The organism is Actinomadura terrae, assembly GCF_022751215.1.
GTDB lineage: Bacteria > Actinomycetota > Actinomycetes > Streptosporangiales > Streptosporangiaceae > Spirillospora > Spirillospora terrae.
The window spans coordinates 1320917-1337050 of record NZ_JAICDG010000001.1 but is presented as its reverse complement, the minus strand read 5'-3'; the positions used below and the strand labels follow the sequence as shown (position 1 = coordinate 1337050).

Annotated in this window: 11 protein-coding genes; 3 read left to right on the top strand and 8 right to left on the bottom strand. The window is 71.6% G+C overall.

What is annotated here, in order from left to right; genetic code table 11:
* Nucleotides 1–21: 21 nt before the first annotated feature.
* From sigJ to ppdK, 7 genes are all read right to left on the bottom strand, one after another.
* Nucleotides 22–960 carry an RNA polymerase sigma factor SigJ gene (gene sigJ, locus K2F47_RS05900; RefSeq protein ID WP_242901698.1) on the bottom strand — a complete coding sequence of 313 codons (939 nt, stop codon included), beginning with the start codon at nucleotides 958–960 and terminating at the stop codon, nucleotides 22–24.
* 61 nt (nucleotides 961–1021) lie between these two features.
* A complete protein-coding gene (locus K2F47_RS05895) occupies nucleotides 1022–1474 on the bottom strand; it encodes a GtrA family protein (RefSeq protein ID WP_242902585.1) in 453 nt (150 codons plus the stop codon).
* 65 nt (nucleotides 1475–1539) lie between these two features.
* A complete protein-coding gene (locus tag K2F47_RS05890) occupies nucleotides 1540–2718 on the bottom strand; it encodes an MFS transporter (protein ID WP_242901697.1) in 1179 nt (392 codons plus the stop codon).
* Between the two features lie 287 nt (nucleotides 2719–3005).
* Nucleotides 3006–4235, bottom strand: a complete 1230-nt coding sequence (locus K2F47_RS05885; RefSeq protein ID WP_242901696.1) for an NAD(P)/FAD-dependent oxidoreductase — start codon at nucleotides 4233–4235, stop codon at nucleotides 3006–3008.
* A 143-nt stretch (nucleotides 4236–4378) separates the two neighbouring features.
* The gene (locus tag K2F47_RS05880; RefSeq protein ID WP_242901695.1) at nucleotides 4379–5659 is read right to left on the bottom strand and encodes a deoxyguanosinetriphosphate triphosphohydrolase; all 1281 of its coding nucleotides are present in this window, start codon (nucleotides 5657–5659) and stop codon (nucleotides 4379–4381) included.
* Nucleotides 5660–5748: 89 nt separating this feature from the next.
* Nucleotides 5749–6564: a YdcF family protein gene (locus K2F47_RS05875; RefSeq protein ID WP_242901694.1), complete on the bottom strand. Its 816-nt coding sequence runs from the start codon at nucleotides 6562–6564 to the stop codon at nucleotides 5749–5751.
* A 122-nt stretch (nucleotides 6565–6686) separates the two neighbouring features.
* Nucleotides 6687–9404, bottom strand: a complete 2718-nt coding sequence (gene ppdK / locus K2F47_RS05870) for a pyruvate, phosphate dikinase (RefSeq protein WP_242901693.1) — start codon at nucleotides 9402–9404, stop codon at nucleotides 6687–6689.
* A gap of 374 nt (nucleotides 9405–9778) precedes the next feature.
* Here ppdK and K2F47_RS05865 point away from each other — a divergent pair, with 374 nt between their 5' ends.
* On the top strand, nucleotides 9779–11665 hold the full coding sequence (locus tag K2F47_RS05865; RefSeq protein ID WP_242901692.1) for a glycoside hydrolase family 15 protein: 1887 nt from the start codon (nucleotides 9779–9781) through the stop codon (nucleotides 11663–11665).
* A 97-nt stretch (nucleotides 11666–11762) separates the two neighbouring features.
* Here the strand turns inward: K2F47_RS05865 and K2F47_RS05860 are convergent, their stop codons facing one another.
* Complete coding sequence (locus K2F47_RS05860) at nucleotides 11763–13499, bottom strand: bifunctional metallophosphatase/5'-nucleotidase (RefSeq protein ID WP_242901691.1); 1737 nt, start codon at nucleotides 13497–13499, stop codon at nucleotides 11763–11765.
* Between the two features lie 223 nt (nucleotides 13500–13722).
* Here K2F47_RS05860 and K2F47_RS05855 point away from each other — a divergent pair, with 223 nt between their 5' ends.
* Both K2F47_RS05855 and K2F47_RS05850 read left to right on the top strand, forming a co-directional pair.
* Nucleotides 13723–14880 (top strand): DUF4190 domain-containing protein, encoded by a 1158-nt coding sequence (locus K2F47_RS05855; protein ID WP_242902584.1) that lies wholly within the window; start codon nucleotides 13723–13725, stop codon nucleotides 14878–14880.
* A gap of 99 nt (nucleotides 14881–14979) precedes the next feature.
* On the top strand, nucleotides 14980–16134 hold the full coding sequence (locus K2F47_RS05850; RefSeq protein ID WP_242901690.1) for a DUF4190 domain-containing protein: 1155 nt from the start codon (nucleotides 14980–14982) through the stop codon (nucleotides 16132–16134).

Below are 16134 nucleotides of genomic sequence, written 5' to 3'. Positions count from 1 at the left end.
GAAACGAGCCCAGAGGAACGACTACGAACGAACGTGGAGCGAAGGGAGCTTGTCGGGGTTGATCACACGGCGGTAGGCCGTGATGCGCCCATTCTCGATCTCCACGGTGTCAATGGCACGCACCCGAACACCACCAGACCCACCAGACCCACCAGACCCACCAGAACCGCCAAGTCCACGAGGACCGAGCACAAGCAACGCCGGTTCGCCGTTGACCTCCGCCGGAGTGAAGCGCACCGACTTCTGCGCCCCCACCCGCAGCAGAATGTGGGCGACCCGCGCCGCACCCCTGATGATCTTGCGGGCGGCGAAGACCTTGCCGCCGCCGTCCGTCGTGTAGGTCGCGTCCGGGTCGAGGAGCTCCATCAGCGCCGTCGCGTCGCCCTTCTCATACGCGGCGCGGAACGCGGTGAGCACCCGCTCGCGCTCGGCCCGGGACGGCACCCGGGCGGGCCGCGCCGCCGTGACCTTGCGTCCGGCGCGGGACGCGAGCTGGCGGCACGCGGCGGGCGACTTCCCCAGCACCTCGGCGATCTGCTCGTAGGGCACGTCGAACGCCCGGCGCAGCACGAAGGCGACCCGCTCGGGCGGCGACAGCTCCTCCAGGACCAGCATCATCGCGGTACCGACGGTGTCGTCCACGAGAACCTTGTCGGCGACATCGGGGCCGGTCAGCAGCGGTTCGGGCAGCCACGGCCCGACGTAGTCGACGCGGCGCGCGCGGGCGGTGCCGAGCACGTCGTAGGCACGCCGCGCGGAGACGGTGACGAGCCAGGCGCGCAGGTCCCGGATGCCGTCCAGCGACTCCTGGGCGGCGGCGCGCAGCCAGACGTCCTGGACGATGTCCTCGGCGTCGGCGACGCTGCCGGTGATGCGGTAGGCGACACCGAACACGGCGGGACGGTGCTGGGCCCACTCGTCGTCGAGCCGGCTCGGACGGTCCTGGAGGTTCGTGCTCATGATGTGTACGACCGGGCCACGGCGCGAAGCATTCCCGACCGGCGAAGCATTCCCGACCGGCTCAGGCGGCCGCGGGCGTAAAGACCCATTTCCGGTACGACCAGTAGCGGAAGGCGGCGCCGAGCCCGACGCCCGCCAGGAGGCCGAGGTTGTAGGACAGACCGCCGTGGAGGCCGAGGGTGTAGTAGGTGAAGCCGGTGCAGAGGATCTGGATCAGCAGCCCGACGCCGTTGAGCGCGAAGAAGACGACGACCTCGCGGCCGGAGCCGTCGCTGTCGCGGTGGCGGAACGTCCAGAAGCGGTTGGCGAGGTACGAGGTGATCGTGGACACCACGGTAGGCACGACCACGCTCGTGACGGGGCTGCCGCCGAGCCAGGCGCGCATCAGGTTCGCGCCGAAGATCGTGATGAGGGTACCGACGCCTCCCACGAAGCCGAAGCTCAGCAGCTCGCGAAAGAACGTGCGGTAGGCCTGGGCGGACGCGACCGTTTTGACCGGTCTTGACCGCTGCATGGTGCTCACTCGCCCAGACCTTACCCGAGCTGGACATACGCCAATGTCACAACCCGGGCAAAAGGTCAGCGCCCGGCGGTGGCGGCGGCCGGGGCCAGCAGGAATATCAGGCCGACGAGCGCGACCGGCACGGCCAGCGCCCAGCCGAGCCCGACGCCCTGCGCGACGAAGCCGATGACGGGCGGGCCGCCGAGCAGCCCGCCGTAGCCGACGGCGGTGACGCGGGAGATGCCGGTCGCCGCGGGGACTCCGGGAATGTTTCCGGCGGCGCTGAAGGTGACGGGCGCGACGACGGCGACACCGAGCCCGAACAGCGTGAACCCGGCCACGGCGGCGACCGGGTCGCGGGCGACGAGCCCGAACGCGAGGCCGCCGGCGGCGATCAAGGACCCGGCGCGCATCACCCGGACGGGACCGAACCGCGCGACGACCCTGTCCCCGGTGAGCCGTCCGACGGTCATCGCGACAGCGCAGCCGGCGAAGCCGAGCCCGGCGGCGCCAGGCCCGGTGCCGAGGCTCTCCCGCAGGTAGATCGCACTCCAGTCGGCCATGGCTCCCTCGCCGACGAAGGAGCAGAGCCCGATGATCCCGAGCGTGACGAGCAGCCACCGCCCACCCGAACCAGAGGAATCACCACCCGAAGCGGTCGGCGGTGCCTCGGGCACAACATCAGCGGAACGATCCAACAGATCTCGGCAGCCGACCACCAGCACCAAGCTCAGGACGACCGTCGCCGTGGCGAGATGCGCCGCCACCGGGACGTGGGCATGCGCCGCGCCGGAGCCCACCAGAGCGGTCAGGAGGGACCCGATGCTGTACCAGCCGTGCATGCTGGACATCAGAGGCCGCCCGTAGTCGCGTTCGACGGCGACGCCCTGGGCGTTCATGGCCACGTCCATCACCCCGAGCGCGGCCCCGAACAGCACCAGGGAGCAGATCAGCGCGCCGAGGTTCCAGGCGAGCCCGAGCGGAATGAGGGACAGGGCGCCCGTGAACCCGCCCAGCAGCGTCGTCGCGCGGCTGCCCAGGCGGGCGACGATCGCCCCGGTGAACCGGACGCCGATCGCGACCCCGACGGGAGCACCGAGCAGCGCGACGCCCATCGCGCCGTCGCCCAGCCCGAGCTCCTCCTTGATCTGGGGAATCCGGGGTACCCAGGTGACTCCGATCATCCCGTGGACGGTGAACGCCACCGTCACCGCGACCCTCGCCCGGACGGGCAGCGCGATCTTCTCCGTCACCACCCGGACGACCCTACGTCCCCCCAAACCCCCACGGAACCGGTCAACCAGAAAAAGATCATCGCCTCGAACGCAGGCCCTCCAAAGGCCAAGCCCCACAAGCCCGAGCCTCACGGAAAGCCCAACACACGCAAGCCCAACCCCCTGAAGGCCGAGCCGAACCACAAGCCCAAGCCGCCCCGAAGGCCGACCACGAGCAGGCCGAATCTCACAAGAAGGCCAAGCCCCGCAGAAATCCCACCCACACCACAAGGCCGACCTCAAGCCGACCCCGCCAAAGGTGCGGAGAACTACGAGGCCAGGTCGGCGAGAGGCGTTCCGGGGTCGATCAAGCGGGCCTTGTCGACGGGCTGGCCGGACCGGATCAAGTCCTGGATGTCCCCCGTGACGTCCCACACGTTGACGTTCATACCCCCCACCACGCGTCCGCCCGACAGCCAGAACGCGATGAACTCACGCCCCTCCACGTCCCCCCGGTAGACGATCTCGTCGTACTCGCCGGGCGAGGCGACCCCCGACATCTCCATGCCGAGGTCGTACTGGTCGGAGAAGAAATAGGGCACCCGGTCGTAGCTGACGTCCCGCCCGAGCATGGCGCGCGCCGCGGCGGCGCCCCCGTTCAGCGCGTTCGCCCAGTGCTCCACCCGGATCCGGCGGCCGAGCAGCGGGTTGTAGGCGTTGGCGACGTCCCCGGCGGCATAGATGTCAGGATCGGACGTGCGGAGCGAGGCGTCGACGAGCACGCCGTCCGACACCTCCAGGCCCGCCTCCTCGGCGAGCCGGGTGTTGGGCCGGACGCCGATGCCGACGATCACCACGTCCGCCGGTACCTCGGCGCCGCCGGAGGTGACGACCGCCGACACCTGCCCGGCGCCCCAGAACCCGGCGACGCCCTGGTCGAGCCGCAGGTCGACGCCGTGCTCGCGGTGCAGCGCGGCGAAGATCCCGCCGATCTCGGGGCCGACGGAGGCGTGCAGCGGCGCGGGCTCGGGCTCGATCACCGTCACGTCGTTGCCGTAGGTGCGCGCCGCGGCGGCGGTCTCCAGCCCGATCCAGCCGGCCCCGGCGACGACGACGCGGCGGCCGCCGTGCGCGAGCGCCTGCTTGAGGGCGGCCGAGTCGGCCATGGTCCGCAGGTAGTGGATGCCCTGGAGCCTGGCCCCCGGGACCTCCAGACGGCGGGGGGTCGCGCCGGTCGCCAGCAGCAGCTTGTCGTAGGGAACCGGCTCCTTGGTCGACAGCCGCACCTCGTGCGCGGCCGGGTCGATCGAGGCGACCGTGACGCCGAGCCGCAGCTCCACGTCGTGCTTGTCGTACCAGTCGGCCTCGTGGACGTGCGCCTTGTCGCGCGGTTCCTGGTCGAGGAGGAAGCCCTTGGACAGCGGGGGCCGCTCGTAGGGCCGCTCGATCTCCTCGCCGAGCAGCAGCACCCGTCCGGCGAAGCCCTCCTCGCGGAGCGTCTCCGCCGCCTTGGCCCCTGCCAGGCTGGCGCCTGCGATGACGAACGTCCCCTCGGGCATGGCGACCTCCTTTAGGTGACCCCTTCTCATCCGTACTGCCCTACTGCGTCATCCCTACAGCGGCCTCTGTGCTGAGACAAGAGTCATCGTCCGCGGCTGAAACGCCGCGCCGGAGCGTCCGCCCCGACGCCTTCCACGCTAGCTCAGCGGGCGCCGCCGCCGAGCATGGCGTGCCGTGCGACCGCCGACAGGTCGGTCAACGAGGCGATCTGGTCGATGACGGCGCGCAGCCGCGCGGCGTCGTCGGCCGCGGCGGTGTAGGCCTCGCGGAACCCGGGGTCGAGGGTCTCCGGCGCCCCGGCGATCATCATCTCGGCGAGCTCGGTGACCAGCGTCCGCTGCCGGGCCCTGACCTCCTCGTGGCTGATCCACACATAGTGCGCCGTGATCCCCTTGAGCAGGGCGTTCTCCAGCCGCTGCGCGCGCGGGACGATCAGCTGCGCCGCGTACCGGGTGAGCGGGCGGGTGCCGTAGGCCTCCCGGGTCGCGGTCTCGGCGGCGAGGCAGAACCGCCCGATGAGCGTGCTGGCGAGGTTCTTGAGGGCGGCGAGGCTGCGCGGCGTGCCGTCATAGCGGTCGGGCCAGTACGGCTCGGCGAGCAGCGTCGCGAACCGCTCCTCCAACTCGGCGAGGTCGGCGTCGGCGCAGTAGAGCTTGGTGGCGGTGGCGGCGACCAGGCGGCGCTCGGCGGGGTCGGCCAGCCGGGCGAAGTCGATGTGCCCGGCGACCAGCGCGTCCTCCAGGTCGTGGACGGAGTAGGCGACGTCGTCGCTCCAGTCCATGACCTGCGCCTCGAAGCACGGGCGCCCCTCGGGCGCGTCCTCCCGGACCCAGGCGGCGACGTCCCGGTCGTCGTCGTACACGCCGAACTTGCCGTTGACGGCCTCGTCCTGCGCCCAGGGGTACTTCATCGCCGCGTCCAGGGCGGCGCGGGTGAGGTTGAGGCCGACGCTGCGGCCGTGCAGGGGCGGGCCGTCCGGCGCGAACGACTTGGGCTCCAGCCGGGTCAGGACGCGCAGGCTCTGCGCGTTGCCCTCGAACCCGCCGCAGTCGCGGGCGACGATGTCGAGCGCGAACTCGCCGTTGTGCCCGAACGGCGGGTGCCCGATGTCGTGGGACAGGCACGCCGCCTCGACGAGGTCGGGGTCGCAGCCGAGGGACTTGCCGAGCTCCCGTCCCACCTGCGCGCACTCCAGCGAGTGGGTGAGCCGGGTGCGCAGGGACTGCACGTTGTCGGCTCCGGCGTCGGCGCCGGGCGAGGCGACCTGCGTCTTGGCCGCGAGCCTGCGCAGGGCGGCGCTGTGCAGGACGCGGGCGCGGTCGCGTTCGAACGCGGTCCGGTCGCGGCGCTTGGCGGGCTCGGACGCCCACCGCAGCCGGTCGTGCACCGAGTAGCCGCGGCCGCGCTCAGCTTGGTCGGTCATGCTCGTCCAGTACCCGCTCGCTCAGTCATGTGCCTTCAGGATAGAACCGGCCCGTAACAGTGAGATGACCACCGAGAAAGAGGCCGGGGTCAAGGATTCGGCGTCCCGGAGGGCGAGGCGGGCGCCGTCGGATCGCCATGGATGATCTTGATGGTCTCGCTGGGCGTCTTCACGCTCTTGCCCAGCAGGACGTAGGACAGGTAGCCGCCCGTCTCCCGCACGATGTACTGGAGCTGGGTGTCGCGGGTCTGGACGCTCGGCCCGCTGCGGGTCGGCGACGCGGCCGCGTCGATGCCGTTGTCCTCGGCCATCCGCTTGGAGCGCAGGCCGTGCCAGGGGTCGGTGACGATCACGCCGGACGACCAGTGCAGCCGCTCGAACTCCTTGCCGACGGCCTTGAAGCTCTCCAGCGTGTCGCGGCCGACCGGCACCGCGACGACCTTGGACGCCGGGACGCCGCCCCTGCGGATCAGCCATCTGCGGCCGGACTCGGCCTCGGTGAAGTTGTCGCCGGGCGCCTTGCCGCCCACGGTGACGATCGCGGGCGCGACCCCGGCGCGGTAGAGGTCGAGGGCGTGCTGGAGCCGCCACTGCAACGTCGGGGACGGGACTCCGTTGTACTGCGCGGCGCCGAGCACGATGATCGCGTCGGAGCGGGGCCGCTCGTCCTGGCGGGCCTGGTACCAGACCCGCGCGGCGACGGTCAGCGGCGTGAGCACGGCGATCGCGACGATTCCGGCGATGACCGCCAGCGGGACCGTGACCCAGAGCGGACGTCTCCGCCGCCCGGCGGGCGCGCCGCCGTCCCCGGAGTCGTCGCCCCCGGAGTTCTCGTCGGTCTCGCCGCGCGGGCGTTCGTCGTCACCGTCCGGCCCCAGGCCCGGCAACCCCATTTCCACCGTCATCGCATCGGCCACGTTAGTGAGATGGTCCGCCGCGCGTGCGAAGTTCACAAGTCCGGCGTGTCGTCCCCGCCACATTCTGTTCCCCACCCCGGTAACGAGCAGGGACGACACCGCCCAGCTGGCTAACGGCTGTCACTACCCCCGGAGGCTCCGTTCGAGGCGACGTCCGCCTCGATCGCGGCGCGTCCCGCCTCCAGCCTGGCGATCGGGATGCGGAACGGCGAGCAGGACACGTAGTCCAGGCCGACCTCGTGGCAGAAGTGGACGGAGTCGGGGTCGCCGCCGTGCTCGCCGCAGATGCCGAGCTTGATCCCCGGCCGTGCCTTGCGGCCCTCCTCGGCGGCGATGCGGACGAGCCGCCCGACGCCGTCGCGGTCGAGGGTCTCGAACGGCGAGACGCCGAAGATGCCGAGCTCCAGGTACCGCGAGAAGAACGCGGCCTCGACGTCGTCGCGGGAGAAGCCCCACGTCGTCTGGGTGAGGTCGTTGGTGCCGAAGGAGAAGAACTCGGCGGCCTCGGCGATCTGCCCGGCGGTCAGCGCGGCCCGCGGCAGCTCGATCATGGTGCCGATCAGCGCCGGGACGTCGACCCCGGTGGCGTCGCGCACCTCGTCCAGGATGCCGCGGGCCTCCTCGCGGACGGCCTCCAGCTCCTGCACGGCGCCCACGAGCGGGATCATGATCTCCGGACGGGGGTCGCCGCCCGCGCGCCGCCGCGACGCCGCGGCCTCGGCTATCGCTCGAACCTGCATCGAGAACAACCCGGGAATCACCAAACCGAGGCGCACACCCCGCAGTCCCAACATAGGGTTCTGTTCGTGCAGTCGGTTGACTGCCTCGAGCAGTCTCCGGTCCTGCGGGTCCGCGCCGTCTCCGGCGAGGGCCACCTTGACCGACAGCTCGGTGATGTCGGGGAGGAACTCGTGCAGCGGCGGGTCGATGAGCCGGATCGTGACCGGCAGCCCGTCCATGGCCTCGAAGATGCCCTCGAAGTCCTGGCGCTGGAGTGGTTCGAGGGCGTCCAGCGCCGCCTGGCGCCCGGCGTCGTCCTCGGCGAGGATCAGCTTCTCGACGAGCTGCCGGCGGTCGCCGAGGAACATGTGCTCGGTGCGGCAGAGCCCGATCCCGGCGGCGCCGAAGCGGCGGGCGCGAGCGGCGTCCTCGGGGGTGTCGGCGTTCGCGCGGACCTTCAGCGCGGCGCGCGCGTCGGCGTGCGCCATGATCCGGTCGACGGCCCGGACCAGCTCGTCGCCGCTCGCATCGGTCAGCTCGCCCTCGAAGTAGCGGACGACGGGCGAGTCCTCCACCGGCACCTCGCCGAGGTAGACCTCGCCGGACGAGCCGTCGATGGAGATCACCTCGCCCTCGCCCACGGTGACGCCGCCGGGCGCGGTGAAGCGCCCCGCCTTGACGTCCACGTCGAGCTCCTCGGCGCCGCAGACGCAGGTCTTGCCCATGCCGCGCGCGACGACGGCGGCGTGCGAGGTCTTGCCGCCCCGGGACGTCAGCACGCCCCTGGCCGCGACCATCCCGGCGAGGTCGTCGGGGTTGGTCTCGCGGCGGACGAGGATGACGTCCTCGCCGCGGCCGGCCAGCTCCACGGCACGCTCGGAGGTGAACACGACCTTGCCGACGGCGGCGCCCGGCGAGGCGTTCATCCCGGTCGTCAACCGTGTGACGTCGCCGCCCCCGCCGCCGGTGGCGAAGCGCGGGAACATGAGCTGGGCGAGCTGGCCGCCGGTGACGCGGCGGGCGGCCTCGTCCACGTCGATGAGGCCCTGGTCGAGGAGCTGGCAGGCGATGCGGAACGCCGCGGCGGCGGTGCGCTTGCCGACCCGGGTCTGGAGCATCCACAGCTTGCCGCGCTCGATCGTGAACTCGATGTCGCACATGTCGCGGTAGTGGTTCTCCAGCGTCTCCATGATCTCAAGGAGGCGGTCGTAGGAGCCCTTGTCGATGCGCTCCAGCTCGGTCAGCGCAACCGTGTTGCGGATGCCGGCGACGACGTCCTCGCCCTGCGCGTTCTGGAGGTAGTCGCCGTAGATCCCCTGCTGCCCGGTGGCGGGGTCGCGGGTGAAGGCGACGCCCGTCCCGGAGTCGGCGCCGAGGTTGCCGAAGACCATCGAGCAGATGTTCACGGCGGTGCCGAGGTCGACGGGGATGCGCTCCTGGCGGCGGTACAGGATCGCGCGGGGGGCGTTCCAGGAGTCGAACACGGCCCGGACGGCGAGGTCCATCTGCTCGCGCGGGTCGGAGGGGAACTCCCGTCCCGCCCGGTCGCGCACGATGGCCTTGAAGCGCCCGACGAGGTCGCGGTAGTCCTCGGCGAGCAGGTCGGCGTCGTCCTTGGTGCCGCGGGCGTCCTTGACGTCCTCGACGGCGTCCTCGAACTCGTCGCCGTCGATCCCGAGGACGGTCCTGCCGAACATCTGGATCAGCCGCCGGTAGGAGTCCCACGCGAACCGCTCGTCGCCCGACTGGGCGGCGAGGCCCCGCACCGACTCGTCGTTCAACCCGACGTTGAGGACGGTCTCCATCATCCCCGGCATGCTGAACTTGGCCCCCGACCGGACGCTGACCAGCAGCGGGTCGTCGGGGTGGCCGAGCCGCTTGCCCATCGCCTCCTCCAGCGCGGCGAGGTGGCGGTCCACCTCGCCGGCCAGTCCCTCGGGCGGCGACCCGTGCGCGAGGTAGTGCCGGCACGCCTCCGCGGTGATCGTGAATCCGGGAGGGACCGGCAGGCCGAGGTTGGTCATCTCGGCCAGGTTGGCGCCCTTGCCTCCCAGCAGATCCTTGAGGTCCTTGTTTCCCTCAGTGAAGTCGTACACGAACTTCGCCACGGGGAGCTCCTTCTCGCTCCGGTTCCACCCAGCGGCAGTTCCGAACCCGGCTCCCCCGGGGACGGCCGCCGTCGCGACTCCCCAGGCGACGGTGTCTGCGCAGGCGACGGCGTTTCCCCAGGCGGCGGAGGGTCCGCTGCCCTGTTTGCCCGGACTGTACCCGCGATGTCGGGTCTTCCTCGGCGCCCCGTCCTCGGCAGAACGTATGCCCAGGTCAGAGGCTGGATAGTGGTCTAATCCAGTCCGCTTCGACGGGCGCCGCGCCGGGCCGGGGGAACGGCGGGCGGACGGCAGGGCGAGCGCGGGGGACACTCCGCCCGCCGTGGCGTACGCATCGCGGGAGAGAGGGAATGATGGATCAGGGAGGTGAGGTCGTGAGGCCGAAGGTCGCGGGTGGCCGGGCGGGAGATCCGTTCGCCCCCATCGCCGATTTCGGGTTCCTGTCCGACTGCGAGACGACAGCGCTGGTCGCCCCGAGCGGCAACATCGAGTGGATGTGCCTGCCGCGGATGGACTCGCCCAGCGTGTTCGGCTCCATCCTGGACCGGGACGCCGGGTACTTCCGGGTCGGCCCGGCGGGCGTGGAGGTGCCCGCCGCGCAACGCTACATACCGGGCACGATGGTGATGGAGACCACATGGTGGGTGCACGGGGGCTGGCTGGTGGTGACCGACGCCCTGCTCATGGGGCCCTGGCACCACGAGACGGAACGCTCCCACACCCACCGCAGGGCGCCCACCGACTATGACGCCGACCACGTCCTGCTGCGGATGGTGCGGTGCGTCAACGGGCAGGTGCAGGTCAGGCTCGACTGCATGCCGGTCTTCGACTACGGGCAGACGCCCGCCCGCTGGGAGCACACCGGCTCCGGGTACCACGAGGCGGTCGCGCGCGGGAACGGGATCGGGCTGCGGCTCACCACCGACATGAACGTCGGCTTCGAGGGGTCGCTCGCCACGTCCAGGACGCTGCTCAAGCAGGGCGAGGCGCGGTTCGTCGCGCTGTCGTGGAGCGAGCACGAGGCGCCCGCCAGCTACGCGGCCGCGCAGGAGCGGCTCGTCTGGACCGTCCACCACTGGCAGCACTGGCTGGACCGGGGGCGCTTCCCCGACCATCCGTGGCGCAGCCACCTCCAGCGCAGTGCGCTGACGCTGAAGGGGCTGACGTTCGCGCCGTCGGGTGCGGTGGCGGCCGCGGCGACGACGTCGCTGCCCGAGACGCCGGGCGGGGACCGGAACTGGGACTACCGCTACACCTGGATCCGCGACTCCACGATGGCGCTGTGGGCGTTCTACACGCTCGGCTACGACTGGGAGGCCAACGACTTCTTCTACTTCATCACCGACGTCGCCGAGGCGGCCGAGGGCAAGCTCCAGATCATGTACGGGCTGGACGGGCGCGAGGAGCTGCCCGAGTCGACGCTGGAGCACCTGTCCGGCTACGACAACGCCCGTCCGGTGCGCATCGGCAACGAGGCGTACATGCAGGCGCAGCACGACGTGTGGGGCGCGATCATCGGCTCCATCTACCTGTTCGTGCGCAAGCGCGACCGGCTCGACGACCGGCTCTGGAAGATCGTCGTCAAGCAGGTCGAGGACGCGCTCGCCAACTGGAAGATCCCGGACTGTGGCATGTGGGAGGTGCGCGGGGAGCCGCAGCACTTCACCTCGTCCAAGATCTTCTGCTGGGTGGCGGCCGACCGCGGCGCACGGCTCGCGCGGGTGCGCGGCGACCAGGACCGGGCGGTCCGCTGGCAGGACGCGGCCGACGAGATCCACGCCGACGTGCTCGCCAACGCGCTCGACGAGCGGGGCGTGTTCACCGCGCACTACGGGGCGACGACGCTGGACGCGTCGGCGCTGCTGATCCCGCTGCTGGGGTTCCTGCCCGCCGACGACAAGCGGGTGCGCGAGACCGTCCTCGCGATCGCCGACGAGCTGTCGGAGGACGACCTCGTCCTGCGGTACCGGGCGACCGAGACCGACGACGGTTTCGAGTCGGAGGAGGGCACCTTCACGATCTGCTCGTTCTGGCTGGTCAGCACACTGGTGATGATCGGTGAGCTGGAGCGGGCGCGGGCGCTGTGCGAGAAGCTGCTGTCGTATGCGAGCCCGTTGCAGCTCTACGCCGAGGAGATCGACCCGCACACCGGGCGGCACCTCGGCAACTTCCCGCAGGCGTTCACGCACCTGGCGCTGATCAACGCGGTGATGCAGGTCATCATGGCGGAGACCGACGAGCACCAGTCGCCGCTCGCCTGAGCGGAAACCGAAGAGCAGTCGCCGCCGCTCGCCTGAGCGGGGGCCGATCCGTGGCCGGGTGCGTCCCCCGGCCACGGGGACCTTGTCCGGTACGGCGTCAGCCCGCGGTGACGCGGTTCAGGGGCGCGGGCTCGATCGTGCCCTTGGCCTTGAGGTAGGCGATGAACGCCTCGTGGTCGGGCAGGTCGTTGCGGTAGGCGTCGCCGAATCCGGTGAACGCGGTGTAGCCGTCGGCGCCGATCAGCGTGTAGGCGAGCGCGGCCAGCCGGTACCGCCGCGCCGGGTCGAGCGGGCGGCCGCCGATGCTGACGTCCGCGGGGTCGACGCGGTCGCCCTCCGGACGGGACGCGTCGTACCGGTACCGGACGTTCCCGGACACCGCGAACGGCGCGAACTTCCCGCCCTGCCACTGCTGCTCCAGGGCCTGGTGGATCTGCTCGCCGGTCACCGAGACGGTCAGGACCGGGTTGCCGTACCCGTAGGCGTTCCAGGCCTCACCGAAGGTCACGCGGCCGTCCTCGTCCCCGGCGCCGGTGCCCTTCGCGTAGGGCAGGTCGCGGGTGACGGCGTTGGAGCCCTTGAGCGGCTTGGTCGCGACGAGGGCGAGGTCGGCGCGGCCCTTCCGGGACTGCCCGGCCGTCCAGTACTGGACGTCGGCCGCGAGGTCGCCCATGGTGCTCTCGCCCTGGGCGTTCTGCGTCCGGGTGAAGTCGCCCTTCTGCCGGGCGACGGGCTCGGCGAACCGCTGGTCGCCGCGCGCCTTCCAGTAGTCGGCGATCCGCTTGACCTCCGGGTCGGCGGGGACGTCGCGGGTCACCGGGTGGTTGACGGCCCTGGTCTCGCCCCGCAGCACCTCGCCGCTCCGGTCGAGCCGCAGGTCGATCTCGCTGATCAGGCGGCCGTGGTTGAGGCCCTCGATCACCGGACGCGGCGCGCCCGCCGGGTCGGGGATCACGCAGTTGAACCCGGCGTGCCAGTGCCCGGTGAAGATCGCGTCGATGTCGGGGGACGCCTGCTTCGCGAAGTCGATGACCGGGCCCCAGGGCGCCTTGCAGCCGTTGAAGCCCGCGCCGTCCGCCGAGCCGCCGTCGTGGACGTTCGCGACGATCGCCCGCACCCCCTGCCGCTTCAGCTCGGCCGCGTACCGGTTCGCGGTCTCCAGCAGCGGGAGGGCGCGCAGCTCGGGCTGGTAGGAGGTGGAGCCGACGGGCGTGTCCGGGACGGTCAGGTTGATGAACCCGACCGGCATCTTGCGGCCGCGGTCGCCGCTCACCCACTGGATGTTGTAGGGCGGGAGGATCGGCCTGCCCGACCTCGCGCTGACGATGTTCCCGCTGAGGAAGGGGAACCGCGCGCCGCGGAACCGCCTGCCGGTGGAGTCGGTGAAGCAGCTGTCCACGTTCACCTCGCCGAAGCAGCGGCCGCGCTCCATGTGGTCCTTGAGGAACCCGGCGGACACGTCCAGCTCGTGGTTGCCGGTCGCCGAGAACTGGACGCCGAGCTTGTTGAGGACCTCGACGGTCGGCTCGTCGCGGAACGCGTCGACCTCGAACGGCCAGCCGCTGAAGTTGTCCCCGACCGAGAACAGGATCGAGTTGCGCTGGCCCTCGCGCAGCCGCTTGAGGTGCGCGGCGTTGTACGCGGCGCCGCCCACCTTGATCTTCGTGCCGTCCGGGAGCTGCACCTCGCCGTTCGCGGCGTCGTTGTAGGGCTGGAGGTAGCCGTGGAAGTCGGTGATGGAGAGGAGCTGGACGTCGACGGGCGCTGCCTGCCCTGCGTGCGCTGCCGGGACCGCCGTGCCGGCTGCGAGCGCGACCAGGGCCGGTACACCCAACCATCGGGACAAACGAGACACAAGTAAACCTTCCGCAGCAATGGGACGAACCTGGAGAAGATCACCAGGGCCGGGTGTCCGACGGAAGGAGCGGAGATCATCAGCGGGTGAACGGCGCCCGGCGGCGCGTCACCTGTCACGTTCCATGATCACAACTTGACTACGGACTTTGCGGAGAATGCCGCTTTTGTCGGACGCCCTGGTTACCGTCCCGGACGTGATCATGCCACCGAACGACGACCCGCCTCCCGAGGAAACGCGATCCCACCCCGCTCCGGCTCCGACTCCGGCCTGGGCCCCGGTGACACCGCCCCCGCCGCCCGGCGCGCCCGCACCGCCCCCGATGCCGGGAGCGGCGCAGTGGCCCGCGGCGGAGGGGCAGCCGTACGGGGCGTTGTTCGCGCCCCCGCGCCGTCCGACGGACAGGCTGGCGATCGCCGCGCTGGTCACCGGCCTCCTCGGGATGGTCGTGCTCACGATCGGATTCGCGATCGCCGTGTTCGTGCGGACGGGCCGCACCGGCGCGCAGGGCAGGGGGCTCGCCGTCGGCGGCCTCGCCGCCGCGCTGACCTGGGTGGTGGTCGTCTCGATCGGCGCTGCCCTGCTGCTGGCCGTGCGGGACCCGAGGGACGGGACCGCCGCCGGGGACGCACCGACCGTCCTCGTGTATCCCAAGGTCGGCGAGTGCTTCGACCTCCCGCGCGGACGGCTGGACACCGAGACCGAACTCGTCCCGTGCGACCGTCCGCACGAGGCGGAGGTCGTCGCCGCCTACAACCTGCCGGAGAGCGCGTGGCCCGGTCAGGACGAGGCGAGCATCGCCGGCCGCAAGGGCTGCGACCAGCGGTTGAAGGAGCGCTTCCACACCATCATGCCGGTCGAGGGCGGCGAGATCGTGGCGCTCCCGCCGCAGAAGGCCACCTGGCCGCGCGACCGCGAAGTACGGTGTGCGGTCGCCGGGCCGGAGACGACCCGGCTCACCGGGCCGGTGAGCGCCCTCGGATACGAGTTGCGCAGGTGGAACGAACTCCAGGCGGGGGCCTGCTTCGACCTGCCGAAGAAGAAGGACGCCCCCAGCGTCCGCCTCATCGACTGCATGAAGCGGCACGACGCGCAGCTCACGCACCGGTACTCGCTGCCGCGCGGCCCGTTCCCGGGCGACAGGGCCGTCGAGAAGAAGGCCGGGGCGGGGTGCCAGCGCAGAATGGCGAGCCTCTTCAGGAAGCACCGGCCGCGGGTACCGGTCAACGGCTGGTTCGGGCACACGTCCAAGGCGGGCTGGGAGTCGGGCGACCGCTCGGTCGTCTGCTACGTGACCGCCCCCAAGGGCAGCGGCAGCCGGCTCAGCGAGCCGGTCGTCCCCCAGCCGACCCGGGCCTGAACCGAAGTGACGCTTCAGTGACTTTAAGCAATGATCACGACTTGGAGTCAACTCTTGTCAATCAGATGTGCGCCCGGCGGCGCTCGCTAGGGTCCCTCCGTGAGCACGCCACCGAGTACTGACGACTTTTCGGAGAGGCCCGAACCGGCACCGGATCGGGCGCTCCCGGGGGAGCCCTCGCCCCCGTCCTCAGGTCCGGCCGGGCCGACCCCTCCCCCTCCCCCTGGCCCGGCCGGACCTCCTCCTCTCCCGCCGGCCGGGTCGGCCTCCGACCCGTGGGCCGACCCCTGGGGCGACGAGCGCAGGGAGCCGTTCGCGATCGTCTCCCTCGTCACCGGGCTCTGCGGGCTGGCGCTGTTCGGGATCGGGTTCGGCATCGTCGCCCTGGTCCGGATCGCGCGGCGCGGCGGGAAGGGCAAGGGGCTCGCGATCGGCGGCATCGCCGCGTCCCTCACCTGGGGCGTGGCCGTGGCGGTGGTGGCGGTCATGGTGGTCTCCTCGCTGGTCTCGGCGGACCGGGACGAGGCGGGCCACATCCGCGGGAGCAGCAAGGTCTTCATCGCGACGCTGCGGGTCGGGGACTGCTTCACCGGGTTCAACCGGAACACCAGCGACCGCCTCGTCACAGCGCTGCCCTGCTCCCGCCCGCACGACGGCGAGATCATGGCGAAGACGCGGCTCGCCGACGGCCCCTATCCGGGCGACGGGGAGGTGATCGTCCAGGCGACCGCGGCGTGCGTGCGCGAGCTCAGGTCGCTGGCCAAGAGCCGGTTCGCCAACGACCTGCACATCTACTCCATCCAGCCGGACAGCTTCGGGTGGGACAGGGGCGACCGGGGCGTGACGTGCGCCGTCCGCTACACGGGCCCGGGGAGGCTCACGGCCCCGATCGCGGCGTCGGTGGACCCGAAGGCGAAGACCCTCGGCGAGTTCGCGGTCGGCGACTGCTTCGGGAAGCGGGCGGACGGCACCGGGAGCCTGCCGGGCCGGCCCTGCTCGGGTCCGCACTGGACCGTCGTGTACTGGGTGCAGAACCTGCCGGCCGGGGCCTACCCCGGGCAGGACGCGATCGAGAACCGGGCCGACAAGCTCTGCAACCGGCGTTCGGCCCGGGCGTTCACCCCCGGCCGCGAGCCCGAGCAGATCGCGTGGCTCTACCCTCGCCAGGTCGAGTGGACGGCGGGCGTCCGCCAGATCGCCTGCCTCGGCGAGAGCCTGCGGGCGCCACTGAAGGGCTCCGGCCTCCGGAGGTGA